The organism is Croceifilum oryzae (assembly GCF_030814315.1).
Taxonomy (GTDB): Bacteria; Bacillota; Bacilli; order Thermoactinomycetales; family Thermoactinomycetaceae; genus Baia; species Baia oryzae.
Map to the genome: position 1 here is coordinate 177420 of NZ_JAUSUV010000005.1, position 13618 is coordinate 191037.

The 13618-nt window shown below is 42.3% G+C and carries 13 protein-coding genes, 1 tRNA gene and 1 other annotated feature; of the genes, 12 read left to right on the forward strand and 2 right to left on the reverse strand.

Annotation, left to right across the window (positions count from 1 at the left end):
- Window positions 1-30 precede the first annotated feature (30 nt).
- On the reverse strand, window positions 31-1734 hold the full coding sequence (pabB, locus tag J2Z48_RS06900) for an aminodeoxychorismate synthase component I (RefSeq protein WP_307252122.1): 1704 nt from the start codon (window positions 1732-1734) through the stop codon (window positions 31-33).
- 485 nt (window positions 1735-2219) lie between these two features.
- On the opposite strand from pabB, the gene murG reads away from it, so the two are divergent.
- From murG to J2Z48_RS06955, 11 genes are all read left to right on the forward strand, one after another.
- Window positions 2220-3293, forward strand: coding sequence for an undecaprenyldiphospho-muramoylpentapeptide beta-N-acetylglucosaminyltransferase (murG, locus tag J2Z48_RS06905; protein WP_307252124.1), 1074 nt, complete (start codon window positions 2220-2222; stop codon window positions 3291-3293).
- Window positions 3294-3332: 39 nt separating this feature from the next.
- Window positions 3333-4085, forward strand: a complete 753-nt coding sequence (locus J2Z48_RS06910) for a hypothetical protein (RefSeq protein ID WP_307252126.1) — start codon at window positions 3333-3335, stop codon at window positions 4083-4085.
- The gene (locus J2Z48_RS06915) at window positions 4082-5086 is read left to right on the forward strand and encodes an agmatinase family protein (RefSeq protein WP_307252128.1); all 1005 of its coding nucleotides are present in this window, start codon (window positions 4082-4084) and stop codon (window positions 5084-5086) included. The genes J2Z48_RS06910 and J2Z48_RS06915 overlap by 4 nt, the downstream gene beginning before the upstream one ends.
- A 103-nt stretch (window positions 5087-5189) precedes the next feature.
- A complete protein-coding gene (locus J2Z48_RS06920) occupies window positions 5190-5480 on the forward strand; it encodes a DUF2642 domain-containing protein (protein ID WP_307252130.1) in 291 nt (96 codons plus the stop codon).
- A gap of 185 nt (window positions 5481-5665) precedes the next feature.
- The gene (locus J2Z48_RS06925; RefSeq protein ID WP_307252132.1) at window positions 5666-6109 is read left to right on the forward strand and encodes a MarR family winged helix-turn-helix transcriptional regulator; all 444 of its coding nucleotides are present in this window, start codon (window positions 5666-5668) and stop codon (window positions 6107-6109) included.
- Window positions 6110-6212: 103 nt separating this feature from the next.
- Window positions 6213-7046: a glutamate racemase gene (racE, locus tag J2Z48_RS06930; RefSeq protein WP_307252133.1), complete on the forward strand. Its 834-nt coding sequence runs from the start codon at window positions 6213-6215 to the stop codon at window positions 7044-7046.
- Between the two features lie 115 nt (window positions 7047-7161).
- Window positions 7162-8232 carry a GerMN domain-containing protein gene (locus tag J2Z48_RS06935; RefSeq protein WP_307252134.1) on the forward strand — a complete coding sequence of 357 codons (1071 nt, stop codon included), beginning with the start codon at window positions 7162-7164 and terminating at the stop codon, window positions 8230-8232.
- A 119-nt stretch (window positions 8233-8351) separates the two neighbouring features.
- A complete protein-coding gene (gene rph, locus J2Z48_RS06940) occupies window positions 8352-9095 on the forward strand; it encodes a ribonuclease PH (protein WP_307252136.1) in 744 nt (247 codons plus the stop codon).
- Between the two features lies 1 nt (window position 9096).
- Window positions 9097-9720 carry an XTP/dITP diphosphatase gene (locus J2Z48_RS06945; RefSeq protein WP_307252137.1) on the forward strand — a complete coding sequence of 208 codons (624 nt, stop codon included), beginning with the start codon at window positions 9097-9099 and terminating at the stop codon, window positions 9718-9720.
- 286 nt (window positions 9721-10006) lie between these two features.
- Window positions 10007-10516 carry a metallophosphoesterase family protein gene (locus tag J2Z48_RS06950; protein WP_307252139.1) on the forward strand — a complete coding sequence of 170 codons (510 nt, stop codon included), beginning with the start codon at window positions 10007-10009 and terminating at the stop codon, window positions 10514-10516.
- Between the two features lie 90 nt (window positions 10517-10606).
- A tRNA-Arg gene (locus tag J2Z48_RS06955) sits at window positions 10607-10683 on the forward strand.
- A 653-nt stretch (window positions 10684-11336) separates the two neighbouring features.
- Here J2Z48_RS06955 and argS read toward each other — a convergent pair.
- Window positions 11337-13016 carry an arginine--tRNA ligase gene (gene argS, locus J2Z48_RS06960; protein WP_307252141.1) on the reverse strand — a complete coding sequence of 560 codons (1680 nt, stop codon included), beginning with the start codon at window positions 13014-13016 and terminating at the stop codon, window positions 11337-11339.
- Window positions 13017-13055: 39 nt separating this feature from the next.
- Window positions 13056-13266 (reverse strand) — a binding site (T-box leader).
- A 61-nt stretch (window positions 13267-13327) separates the two neighbouring features.
- On the opposite strand from argS, the gene J2Z48_RS06965 reads away from it, so the two are divergent.
- Window positions 13328-13546 (forward strand): endonuclease V, encoded by a 219-nt coding sequence (locus J2Z48_RS06965; protein ID WP_307252142.1) that lies wholly within the window; start codon window positions 13328-13330, stop codon window positions 13544-13546.
- Window positions 13547-13618: the final 72 nt, after the last annotated feature.

Sequence of the window (13618 nt, forward strand, 5' to 3'; positions counted from 1 at the left end):
GTTCAGCTACACTACACTAGGGTGATTTTTCTACTCCAAATGAATAGGCACCCAGCCACGGACACTATTAATGAGCCAGACTTGGGTAGCGTTAACCAAATCGTCTTTATACAACACTTTCTCTATCACTTGTTCCGTTTGGACAAGTTGTTGCCTGAAAGTGCCGTTTAAGAGACCGGAAGAAATGGGGGGAGTGTAGTGAATACCATCCATTTCAAGAACGAGATTACCAGTCGTGAATTCGGTTAGCTCACCCTGCTCATTCCATAGTAGTACATCATATAAGTCTGGTTTTGTTTGTTTATGAAACTGATAGATCGCTCGCTCGGTTGTCTTGTGATAGAGATAGGGATGGTTTCGAGAGATGGGAGTAGTAGCTAGTCCAATTGATTGTGATTCTAATATGGGCTGGATTGATTCCCCTGTTATCTCCCAATGACCGAGATGATCTAAGGTAATTCTAACTTTCCAATGCTCATGAGGATGCTGAAGAGCAAACTGTGTTAAATGGGTTTGATAGATCGATAGATCACACGGGAAGCCTAAGGTTTTAGCAGAATAAGAGATTCGTTTTTCGTGTAAATCAGCTAGCCAATAGTGCCCTTCTTTTAATAAGATGCTTTCTATTAATTGGAAGGGTGGAGTTGCTTTTTGGAGAATGGCCGTTTTCATGAGGACTTCCTCATACTCTTCTTCAGCAGTAGAGTCCCACGTAATCCCCCCACCGACCCCGTAGGTAGCAAGCTGTTTTTCTTGATCGATCAGAACGGTACGAATGGGAACATTAAAGATTGCATCCCCTTTAGGAGTCCAGAATCCGATGGCTCCACAGTATACATTGCGCGGGGTTTCTTCGATTGTATCGATAATCTGCATCGTACTTCTTTTCGGAGCACCTGTGATAGAGCCACATGGAAATAAGGCTTGGAAAATCTCTAGAGGTGTAGCCCCTTTATCTAGTTTAGCCGTAATCGTAGATGTCATTTGAAATAGAGTTGGGTAGGTTTCAATTGAAAATAACGCTGGGACCTCAACCGTACCTTGCAGGGCGATTTTTCCAAGATCGTTACGAAGTAAATCCACAATCATGACGTTTTCTGCTCGATTTTTTTCAGACTTTGCGAGCCATTCTTTGTTTTGATGGTCTTCCTCTGGATTTCTCCCTCTAGCCATCGTTCCTTTCATCGGTCTAGTTGTGATCGTTGATTGGTCAATTCGGAAGAACAACTCTGGAGACGCAGAGAGAACTTGAAAGCGTCCCGTATCGATATAGGATGTATAAGATGCTTGCTGTACATCTGTTAACTGTCGATAAAAAGCGAGTGGATCTGGATGGTTCCATGGACTTTCTACTCGAAGGGTATAGTTCACTTGGTAGGTATTGCCCTTCGCAATCTCCTCTTTAATCGTCTGAATCCCTTGATGATACTGCTCTTTGGAAATGGTAGATTGCCAGGGAAGATGACGAACGGGATGGAGCGGTCGATGTAAGAAGTCTCCTTCTAAGGGCTTGTCATACACGCCAAACCACAGATAAGGAACTTCACTCGTATGGTTGATATCGCTTGATACGAAGACGGCTCCAGCTTCATAGGAAAGCCAGCCTGCTACATAGAATCCTGCTTGCAGATAATTCTGAAGCTGATGAAGGGCAGGATTGATTTCTTCTAATGAATAGGCGGTTACGATGTGAGTAGGATTTAAAAAGGTTAGGGGCTTGCTTTTTCCGTGCAAATCGGGAAACTCAAATAAAAGTTGTGGGGATGAATGTGTCAGGATGAGTCACACCTTACATTGGTTTAGGATGAGAGTGAGAATAGATTTATTAGGGATGAGTATATCACAAAATGGGCGTTGATTTGTTTGGTATAGGTGTTAGTTGGGGCAGATGTTTGGAGTAATCCCGGGGCATGTATCTGCCCACAGTCACCATCAAACACACCTACTCAAACCAAACCTGTTAATTAAGCCAGTAAATTTAGAAGTGAATTAGGGGCAATGTATCTGCCCCCGGGATTACTCCATATAACAATTGTGTTTGAATAAGAGTTATTAATAGTGTACGTTTGATCTGATTTGTATACATTTCATTGCTTCTTCCTATGAGATCTTACATTGGAATTTTTTTTGTGCTACAGTAGATGCATTCAATGGACGCCTTTGTTCTGTGTGTCCAATTATTCTACGTCTTATATTTACGAGAGGAATCTAAGAGAATTATGAAGAAAAAAAAGGTGCTGTTTACGGGCGGTGGAACGGCGGGGCATGTGACGGTTAACTTGGCACTGATTCCGAAGTTTCAGGAAGATGAGTGGGAGGTTTCTTACATTGGTTCTCATGATGGGATTGAGCGGGAGCTAATTGGAAAGTTGGAGAATGTTCCATATGAACCTGTGACAACGGGGAAGCTTCGTCGTTATTTTGATTTGAAAAACATAAAAGATCCGTTTAAAGTGTTGCAAGGGATTTGGGAGGCGTACCGAAAGATACGAAAACTCAAACCCAATGTAATTTTCTCAAAAGGCGGATTTGTTTCTGTGCCAGTTGTATTGGGTGGTTGGATGAATCGGGTGCCGATTATTATTCATGAGTCCGATCTAACACCAGGCTTAGCAAATAAGATTGCGATGCCATTTGCGAGTAAGGTTTGTACCACGTTTGAAGAGACAAAGAAACATATTAAAGGAAGTAAGGGTGAATATCTAGGGGCAGTTGTCCGTGAGGAATTATTTAGTGGGGATCGCAAAAGAGGGCTTATCCTGTGCGATTTTGTGTCGAGTAAACCTGTCTTGTTAGTGATGGGTGGAAGTATGGGCTCCCAGAAGATCAATCAAGTGGTCAGAGAGAATCTCGATGCATTATTACAAACCTACCAGATCGTACATATCACAGGAAAAGGCGCTATGGATAAATCGTTACTACGGAAACCTGGTTACAGACAATTTGAATATGTGAGCTGGGAATTGCCTGACCTGCTGGCGATGTCTGATCTAGTTGTTTCACGTGCAGGGTCTAACTCTATTTTTGAATTTGCGTCTTTACATAAACCCATGCTTTTGATTCCGTTATCACGTGCGGCAAGTCGTGGGGATCAGATTTTAAATGCGAGTTTATTCGCGAAACAGGGGATTGCTGAAGTGTTAATGGAAGAAGATTTAGCCAACGATACCTTTTTAGACGCGGTCATGAGCACTTGGGCGAAGCGGGATCAGCTTATTGAAAACATGAAAGCAAAAAAGTTGACCTGTACGGCTCGCGAAGTGACCGAGATGATTCAGTCGTTTGCTAAGTAGGAGTTCGTTAATAAGTAGTAAGAAAGGGAAGGTATTTTCATGCGGATCGGGAGACAATTTCGGCTTCTTTTTATATTAGTCTTGATGATGTTCGCGTTAGTCGGCTGTGTGGATGCAGATCTTCATGCCACCGTCAACCGTGATGGGACAGGCACATTTCAACTTAAGGTCATGACAACGGATAAACAAGTATGGGGTAAATTGAAAGAAGCAGTAGGGTCCGAGGAAGAGGGTCCGTTTAAAGAGCTTGAGAAGAAAGGCTTTCAGAAAAAAATAACGGATCAAGCTGGTCAATATGGCTTTGCTTTTACCAAGAATATTCAAGATGTAGCGAATCCAAAAGAGTGGGCCTTAATGGGAGAGGGAGATTCTAACTCTGAAGGTGTAAAGTTTGTAAAAGAGAACGGCCTTCTGTTTACTACATACCAGTTAAATAAGCAGGAAATGGGGACGGCATTCAGTAATGCTGGAGAGCTTGCTGGGATGATAAACTCCAAGTTCAAGTTAACGTTGCCTGTAAAACCAGACTCTCATAATGCGGATCGAGTTGAAGATGATGGCACGTTAGTATGGGACTTGAAAAATAAAAAGCCGATCCAAGTACAAGTTTCGGTGATCAATCTATGGGTTATCGTGACACTTGGTATAATAGGGATTGTTTTGATAGTGGGAATTATCTGGTTTATAAAGAAGCGAAAAAATCGCGCAGATCCATATCCTCCCGCATGGGGACAGGGCTCAGACCCTTTAAATCCAACTACAATGGGACCAAATGAGGAGAGACATAATTGAAACATCAACTTTCGGAAGTAGTCGAGATACCACCTTTTCATTGGAGAGAAACGGATACGGTGGAGCGTGTCAGTGATTGGATTTTTTCTCGCAAGAACGAAGATTGGATGGACTTATCCCAAGCGCAAAATTGGGATGTCACATTGCTAGGCGTTCCGCTATCAAGATCTTCCATCAGTGCTTCAGCTGCGAGTGAGCATCCAGAAGCTTTTCGTAGAATGTGGAAATATTTTGTTCCGTATCATGTAGATTATGATCTTGATTTATCCCCTCTTCGTATAGTAGATGTGGGGGATGTGATTCAGCATACGACTGATATTGGAATCAATCATCAGCGAATTGAAGAGGCTATGACCTTGCTACGTAAGCAATTTCCGCAGACGTTCCCGATTACAGTTGGCGGAGATCATTCGATTACCGCTCCACTCGTGAAGGGATGGAAACGGGCGCATCCTGGCGAGCGAATTGGGATTTTGCAATTAGATACGCATTTTGATCTTCGTCCTCTTACCAGCGGACCTAGTAATGGTACTGTGATCCGTAATTTAATTGAGAACCAAGCGATAAAGGGCTCAGATGTCTGGAATATCGGCTTACATGGATTTTATAATACGAAATCGTTGCGAGATTATGCTCAGTTAAAAGGTGTACACTATATTCCGCTACGAGAAGCGCGTATGGCTGGGATGGTGGAAACTATTCAGCGTGCCTTAAAGCAACTCGAACAAGAAGTGGATACGATTTATTTGACGGTGGATATGGACGTTCTCGATATAGCCTATGCACCAGGTGTTGCCGCTGCGACAGTAGGTGGGATGCGGACAGATGAGCTATTCTCTGCTATCTATGAAGCAGCACAACATCCATTGGTAAAAGCAATGGACATCGTATGTGTGGATCCAAGAAAAGATGTTGCTGAGATGACGGTAAGAGCAGCGGTCCATACGATGATGACTTTTTTGAGTGGCTTTTGTATACGGAAGAAGCAAGAGATACTATAGGAAGCTTTTTAAAAAAATTTTGCGAAAAATGGGCATTATCCCAGTCCAGATGTACCCTAGTCACATAACATGAATGTGATTAAACATAGGGGAGGATATGTCCATGGAAAACAATTATGATGTAAAGCGGGAACCATACAGACCAATGCCAATGCCGAAGAAGCCGATGGAACAGGTACACGGTTATAGCCGGATGGAGATAGTAGAACCATACCTATACGAGGCTTTAAGATGTCTGTGTGGACGAAAAGTATGTATCACCACAACTTGCGGAAAATACAGAGGCGAATTACTAAAAGTAAAACGCGATCATCTTGTGATTTGTGAAGGTCAATGTGTATGCTACATTCGTCTGCAAACGGTTTGTGTTGTTATGCCTGAGCCAAAGTGCTAATAATGACTTGCTTGAATGTAAAAAATCTCAGTCTCTAAAGCAAGAGCTTCCCTCATTTGTAGGGGAGCTTTTGCTTTGGAAACTTAAATCTCTCGTAAGTAGGATGATCTTTTGTTAAAATAGTCGTAGCTCTTGCAAGCAATGACTTGCAGTTAGAGCCGGAATATAATATTAAGGGGAGCCTTATGAAAGAACATTCTATTACACCCGAGACTGTCAACGAGATTGAACGTCTATTACGCGAAATTAGTGTGATTGTAAAGCGCCATGGGCGTGAAATTTTACACAATTTCCCCATTACTCCACCCCAATTAAATGCCTTGCTTTGGTTAAATGAAGAGGGAGATCTAACGATTGGGGATCTTAGTAACAAGATGTATCTCGCTTGTAGTACGATGACCGATTTGATTGACCGGATGGAGAAGAACAAGTTGGTTGCACGAATCCGTGATGAGAAGGATCGCCGTGTGGTTCGCATTCGTCTCTTGGAATACGGTAAAGAGGTAATTAATGAGGTTTTAGCAGCACGTAGAGCCTATTTGGCACAAGTATTAGAAAATGAAACGAATGAAAGCGCTATAATTATGAGAGACTACCTACAGGTTTTATTTGATAAAATGAAAGTCTAACCCCTTGCGAAAAGGGGTCCTTTTTATTGCATATATTTGAGCAGACTAGCATTATCGATCATATCATGATACTTTAAGGGAACTGTAAAAAGGAGGTGGGACTATGGATCGTAATGTGATTGGAGTTTTGGATTCTGGAGTAGGGGGGCTTACCGTTGCCAAAGAAATCATGAGGCAACTACCCAAAGAGACGGTTTACTACTTTGGTGATACTCTTCGTTGTCCATACGGACCTCGATCAACAGAAGAAGTACGCCAATTCACTTTTGAGATCATAGACTATCTTCTCCAATACCCACTTAAAGCCATTGTCATTGCTTGTAATACTGCGACGGCTGCTGCGTTAGTTGAGGTGCAGAAGCATATCAAGCTCCCTGTGCTCGGAGTGATTGAGCCGGGTTCAAGGGCTGCGATTAAAGCATCTCAGCTGGGAGAAATTGGAGTGATCGGTACAGTTGGTACCATTCAGAGTAAAGCTTATGAGCATGCACTCAAGCGACTCAATCCAGACCTCACCGTGCACAGCTTGGCGTGTCCTACATTAGTTCCTTTAGTCGAAAGTGGTGGGCGAAATACTTCACTTGCCGATCAGGTTGTGGAACAAGCTCTTCGTCCATTTGAGCAGAAAGAATATGATTCATTGATTTTAGGTTGTACGCACTATCCATTGTTGACATCTTCTTTTAAGAAGGTACTTCCTGAGCACGTTGAATTAATTAGCTCGGCAGAGGAGACAGCTGTGGAGTTAAGTACCATTTTGCAATATCAAGAGCTTCTATCGGAGCGAAAATCATTTCATCGTTTTTTTACTACAGGAGATCCACGATCGTTCCAAGCCATTGCGCAAGATTGGTTAGGTCAGATTGTTCGAGTGGAACATGTAAAGTTATCATCTGATCTGATTCATTTTCCATCAAAAGAAGTTCGAATGCCGTAAAGAGTTCATGATATAGGTCATATCATGGGCTTTTTTCTTTTTGAAAATAGTTGTCCTAAAAACAGTTCCTCCTCGTATACATATATCAATACTTGTCCTGTAGGAGGAACGAAAGATGAATAAAAAATTATGTGCAGCCCTAATCGTACCGTTTTTATTGGTTGGATGTATGGGTAAAGATAAAGATGCAATAGCACCCGTCGATCCACCGCCAGCCGATGCGGCTAAGAAAATGGAACAAGCGTCTAGTGTCGTAACCACAACACCGCCAGCGGATCCGAAATCGGAGGATAAAGAGAATAAAACCAGCCAGAAAAAAGAGGATAAAAAAGCCGTGAAAGGTTCTGAACTGTATTTCTTAACCGACTCGGGTTATGTGGTGCCCTATACACTTTCAAAAGAGCTAAAAGATAGCAGTGAAGCATTATCTTATCTAGTAGAAGATCAAGCAAAATCAATGGTCCCTAAAGGTTTCCAAGGTGCACTCCCGAAAGGAACCAAGATCAAGGGCGTACAACTAAAAGATGGAGTCGCAACCGTTGATTTTAGTAAAGAATTTACCAAGTATGATGCCAAGAAAGAGGAGCACATCTTTAGTGCGATTACGTGGACGGTTACTCAATTTGGAAATGCAAAAACGGTTAATCTAAACGTGGAAGGTAAGCCGTACGCAGCAAAAAGTAAGATGAAAACACAAGGGCTTTCCCGTCAAGATGGGATCAACTTAGAAGTGGCTAAGGGAGTCGATATGTCCCAAAGCATGCCTGTTACCCTGTATTTCATGGCTCAGTCAGAGGATCGTACGATCTATTATGTTCCGGTTACCCGGATGATTAACCGTGCGGACAACCGTGCGAAATCGGCTCTTCAAGAACTAGTTAGAGGACCGGAATTAGAATCGAAGCTACTTAGCGCTATTGATAGTACGTTAACGGTAAATAATGTCGCCCTAAAAGGAGACACCGTCACGGCCGACCTCGGAGAACAACTCTTACAGTTTAGTGCGCAAAACAAGGGCTCTCAAAATGCGATTGATATGATTGTCCTTTCTCTAACGGAAAATACAGCTGCGAAAACAGTGAAGTTTCTAGTGAACGGGAAGGATAGTACGAGTACGATGACTAAGGGAGAGAAACTTTCGGAGCCTGTTAGTCGCCCGGAGAAGATTAATGCAGTTTCGATGTGAGTAACATAAAATCAGGGGGGATGCTTGGTTTCTTTGTAAGCCGGAGCATCCTCTTTTTTGTGAGCGTACCATTTGATTATGCTATACTAGAGAAATCTAGGATTTGGAGGGATATGCTGTTGAGATTAGACAGACGAGAAAATAATCAACTAAGACCAGTGGAAATCATTCGTCCATACATAAAATCGGCTGAAGGTTCCGTATTGATTAGCGTGGGGGATACTCGCGTGATCTGTACGGCATCTATAGAAGAGAAGGTTCCGCCGTTTCTACGAAATTCGGGCAAGGGATGGATTACAGCCGAATATTCGATGTTACCTCGAGCTACTCAACAACGTACGATCCGTGAAGCGAGCAAGGGGAAACTGGGTGGCAGAACGATGGAGATCCAGCGTCTAATTGGACGTACATTGCGCTCGGTTATTGATCTAAAGGCGCTTGGTGAGCGTACGATCTGGATCGACTGCGATGTGATTCAAGCAGATGGTGGGACACGTACCGCTGCGATTACAGGAGCTTTTGTGGCGTTAGTAGATGCATTAGCGAAACTGAAACAAGCGGGCACGATTTCCAAGTTTCCTATTAAGGATTTCCTAGCTGCTACCAGTGTTGGAGTGGTCGGAAAAGACGTTCGCCTCGATCTGTGTTATGAAGAAGATTCGAGCGCTGTCGTTGATATGAACCTTATTATGACAGGGCAAGGTAAGTTCGTAGAGATTCAAGGTACAGGCGAATCAAATCCGTTTAGTAGTGAACAGCTTATGGAACTATTAGAGGTAGGCAAAGCAGGGATCGCAGAACTCATTCAACTACAGAAGGATGCGCTCGGTGAACATGCTTCTTACGTTGGAGTTGGAGTATAAGATGAAAAAAGCATGGCAATATCCTTACGTACTGATTGCATCCCAAAATCAGCATAAACTAAAAGAGTTTCGTGATTTGTTTGAGCAAGAGCTGGGGATTGGGGTTAAAGGATTAGATGAGTTCCTTGATGCGCCTGAAATAATAGAGGATCAAGATACGTTTGAAGGAAATGCAATAAAAAAGTCGGAAACGATCTCTCGTTGGCTAGGGCAACCAGTTCTTTCCGATGACTCGGGAATCGTGGTTCCTGCTTTGGACGGAGCGCCGGGTGTGTACTCAGCCAGGTATGCAGGAGTGGGAAGCACCGACCAGCAAAATGTTCAAAAAATGCTTCACGAGATGGAGTCGATTTCTGGTTCGGATCGTGGGGCTTACTATGTATGTGTGATGGCACTCTCTGTACCGGGAGAAGAGTCTAAGTTTGTGCGGGGAGAATGTCATGGCGTCGTTGCTCATGAGCCTAGAGGGGAAAATGGATTTGGTTATGATCCTGTTTTCTATATGCCGGAGCGTGAGCAAACGATGGCGGAGTTACGTAGTGAGGAAAAGAGAGCGATTAGTCATCGTTCGATTGCGACGAAGAAGTTGGTTGAGCTTTTGAAGGAGACGTATTCGTTTTCGTAGAGGTGTTGATTAATTAGGTAGGTACGGTACTAGATGGCATCGGGGCATGTATCTGACCAAAGCTCAAATAGTAAGCCTGCGAGGATGTGGAAAAGTAAGTCCGGCTCCGTCTATCGATGCTTTGGGCAAGTGGCAAAACTAGCAAAGAGCGCGGGGCATTGGCACAAAACGCCCTTGCTTCGAAGGACTACGCTAAGTAGGCTTACTAACATCGCAGTGGTTAGATACATTACCCTTATTCCATTTAACAGCCCTGATATTTTTTACGAGAGATGGGATAGTTGGAATGAAGATCTTAATCACAAGTGACTCTCATGGAAAGAAAGATTTACTTCAACAAATTATTGAACGAGAGAAGCCGGATCATACGATCCATTGTGGTGACTTTTGTACGGATTTGATCGAGCTACCTGATGTGCCTTTAACGGTGGTGCGAGGCAATTGTGATTGGGAGCGGGTTCCTGAAGAGGATACGTATGAAGTAGATGGATTACGTTTCTATGTCACACATGGGCATCTGTTTCGAGTGAGCCAATCTGGTTTACCGCTCAAATATCGGGCTGAGGAAAAAGATGCGCAGATCGTTTGCTTCGGGCATTCTCATTATCCAGTATGCGATCAAGTGGACGAACGGCTGTACATTAATCCGGGAAGCATCAAGCAGGCGAGAGGCTTTGCGTACCCTACTTATTCGGTGTTGTCGATCGGTACAGATCAGCAGATCCAGGTCACCTACCACCAAGTAGATGGTACTCAGATTAATGAACGCGGTGGAACTTATCAATTGAAAAAGTGAAGAAATAGCCTATTTTCTTCACTTTTTCGTTGACACGGTAGCCGTTAACCCTGTATAATCATACTTACTTGCGAATGGAATCATAACTGTGTCCCAGTAGCTCAGCTGGATAGAGCAACGGCCTTCTAAGCCGTCGGTCGGGCGTTCGAATCGCTCCTGGGATGCCAATGAAATTGGGGTTAGACCCTTACATAGAAAAAACCTATTCCAAAAATGGTGTAGGTTTTTTTGTTGTGAAAAGAACGACTAAGTAGGTAGTGATTTAGCAGTATTTGGTTAAACGGAGTTTTGTTGTTGAAGGAGATAACGATATTTAGTAAGTTTGTGTCTACATATAGCACAAACTCTGGTCATATAGTGTTTAGGAGTCAATTCTTTATTTTGTTATACACGTAAATAAAAACACGAGAGTAATACAATAACTACTTTCGCGCTGGGATCCAATTTTTTTTCATGATAATAATTAATATGACCCGGTTTTTATTCAATAACTTAACAGCGAGTTTGGCTATAATAGTTAGGATCATCAAAGTGATCATACTATTCCTCCTTTCTGGAGGACTTTTTTGTCTTAAAGGAATTATCCTAGTAATATGCCTATGTACTCTAGTGAAATACTATGATCGTAAGTTATGAAAAGGAAAAAACGAGAATATTTTAAAATCCATGTCTCAAAAAAGAATAGGAATGTCTTGGTGTGATCCCTTCTCATTTTGTGGATTTACGATTCACAAGAAGAGAAGGGGCTGAGGATTGGAGGAATTGAGAGTAAACTTGATAGACGAGCGAAGTGAAACTGGATGAAGAGATCCTCTACTTTTTACATTGATGGTGGAGACTTAATGCCTAAGACTCTTAAACATTCTTCAATCACAGTCGCCACAGCATACACTAGGCTCAAACGCGCATCTCGATCTTCTGAATCTAGAATTCGTACTTTTGCATAGTAGCTATTAAAATGACGTGCTAGATCTAATGCATACCGAGCTATTTTCGATGGATCATAATCCTCCCAAGCTTGTTTCACTACTTCATCAAAACGAGTTAAGTGGGAGATGATGATCCATGCCTCCTGTTCAGTGATAGGGTAACTTGTTTCAGGAATGAAGCTTCCGGCTTTACGCAACAGTGAGTGACAACGGGCATGGGTATATTGCAAATATGGCCCTGTTTCTCCATCAAAATTAAGCATCTGTTCAAAAGAGAAATCAACATCGTTGGTTCGGAAGTTTTTCAAGTCTTGGAAGATAACGGCTCCAATCCCGATTTGTTTGGCCACTTCGTCTTTGTTTTCGAGGGTAGGATTCTTCTCGCTAATAATTTGATGTGCGAGATCGATTGCTTCGTTTAGAACCTCTTCTAACAATACAATTCTACCTTTTCTTGTAGACATTTTCTTACCATCTTGTAGCATCATCCCAAAAGGAATATGAACCATTTCATGTTCCCATTTGAAATCAGCTTTACGAAGGGCTAGTTTTACTTGCTTAAAATGCAAGGATTGTTCACTTCCGACTACGTACAAAGATCGAGCAAAGTCAAAGTTCCGTTTCCGAAATAAGGCAGTGGCAAGATCACGAGTGGCGTAGATGGTGGCTCCATCTGATTTTTGAATGAGGCAAGGTGGGAAATCGTATTCATCTAGTTTTACCACAAGTGCACCCTCGCTTAATTCAAGTAGTCCTTTCCTATTGAGGATTTCGACAACTTCATCCATTTTATCGTTATAAAATGCTTCCCCTTGTATGTGGTCAAATGAGACACCTAGTAAATCGTAGATGCGAAAGAATTCTTGTAAGGATTCTTCCCGAAACCAGTTCCAAAGGTAACGAGTTTGCGGATCTCCATCTTCGAGCATTTTGAAGTAACGACGACCTTCGTCGACTAACTCAGGATGTTTCTCAGCTTCATCATGGAATTTTATGTACAGGCTTAGGAGTTCTGAAATGGGTTGTTCTTTTACACGTTCTTCGCTACCCCATTTCAGATAGGCAACGATCAATTTTCCGAATTGAGTACCCCAATCGCCTAAATGGTTGATACGGATAGGGGTATACCCGTTCTTTTCTGCTAGATTCGCAATGGCATTACCAATGACGGTCGATCGAAGGTGTCCCATGGAGAATGGTTTTGCGATATTCGGGGCAGATAGATCGATGGTTACATTGCTTCCTTGACCATCTGAATTAGAGCCGAATGCTTCCTTTAATGTGATGATTTGATGGATGATTTCTTTGCTGACATAGGTCTTATCTAGAAAAACGTTGATGTAAGGACCTACGGCTGTCACCTTTGAAAAGAGAGGATGGTGAATAGCTGGAGTTAATTGTTGTGCAATATCCTGTGGGGATCGCTTGAATGATTTGGCCCAATGAAAGCATGGGATTGCGTAATCGCCAAAGTCAGGGTTTTTGGGCTTTTCTACTGTGAATTCGGTGTCAGTCCAATGATCTTTTAATGTTTGCTCAAGTGCTTGAAGTACCATCTTTTTAATATCCATCGTCATTCCTCCCTAAATAAATAAAAAACCCATCTCCATAAAGGAGACGAGTTTTTCCCGTGGTACCACTCCAGTTGCAACATAAATAAATTGCCACTCTATCGATAACGGGATGATTCCCGGATACGCCTACTGTAGTTCAACGTAACAACTCATGAGTGCGGTTCAATGAAGGTGTTTACTAGGCTCGCAACGTCCCTAGCTCGCTGGAAAAAGCCCTTCTATTTACTCTCTCAGTCTTTGATTTAACAGTATCAAATTGTAACAGCATCTTATCAGATATAAATAGGGAAGTAAAGGATTCCCCCTTATTGTTAGATGAAAAATCAGCTTTGGAAATTCAAGAAAGTTTATCAAAACTAGTAACTACAAATGATCAACTTAACAATATTCAGTACATCGCTGGTGTTGATGTTGCTTATTGTGATCATAAAGATACACTTGTCGCAGCAGTTGTCATTTTAGATGGTAAATCACTAGAGTTGATATGTAATATCGAGTGTTTTGGCGTTCGTTTATTATGTGGTTAAGTCAAGGAAGGGGAATAAGGAAACAAAATGGGATAAATGTAGTTTATTGGCTTCTTAACTAAACAACGACTC

What these genes read in the sequence shown, in the direction of transcription:
- murG (WP_307252124.1), top strand. Translation starts at nt 2,220, where the DNA reads ATGAAGAAAAAAAAGGTGCTGTTTACGGGCGGTGGAACGGCGGGGCAT.
- J2Z48_RS06910 (WP_307252126.1), top strand. Translation starts at nt 3,333, where the DNA reads ATGCGGATCGGGAGACAATTTCGGCTTCTTTTTATATTAGTCTTGATG.
- J2Z48_RS06920 (WP_307252130.1), top strand. Translation starts at nt 5,190, where the DNA reads ATGGAAAACAATTATGATGTAAAGCGGGAACCATACAGACCAATGCCA.
- J2Z48_RS06925 (WP_307252132.1), top strand. Translation starts at nt 5,666, where the DNA reads ATGAAAGAACATTCTATTACACCCGAGACTGTCAACGAGATTGAACGT.
- racE (WP_307252133.1), top strand. Translation starts at nt 6,213, where the DNA reads ATGGATCGTAATGTGATTGGAGTTTTGGATTCTGGAGTAGGGGGGCTT.
- J2Z48_RS06935 (WP_307252134.1), top strand. Translation starts at nt 7,162, where the DNA reads ATGAATAAAAAATTATGTGCAGCCCTAATCGTACCGTTTTTATTGGTT.
- J2Z48_RS06945 (WP_307252137.1), top strand. Translation starts at nt 9,097, where the DNA reads ATGAAAAAAGCATGGCAATATCCTTACGTACTGATTGCATCCCAAAAT.
- J2Z48_RS06950 (WP_307252139.1), top strand. Translation starts at nt 10,007, where the DNA reads ATGAAGATCTTAATCACAAGTGACTCTCATGGAAAGAAAGATTTACTT.
- argS (WP_307252141.1), bottom strand. Translation starts at nt 13,016, where the DNA reads ATGGATATTAAAAAGATGGTACTTCAAGCACTTGAGCAAACATTAAAA.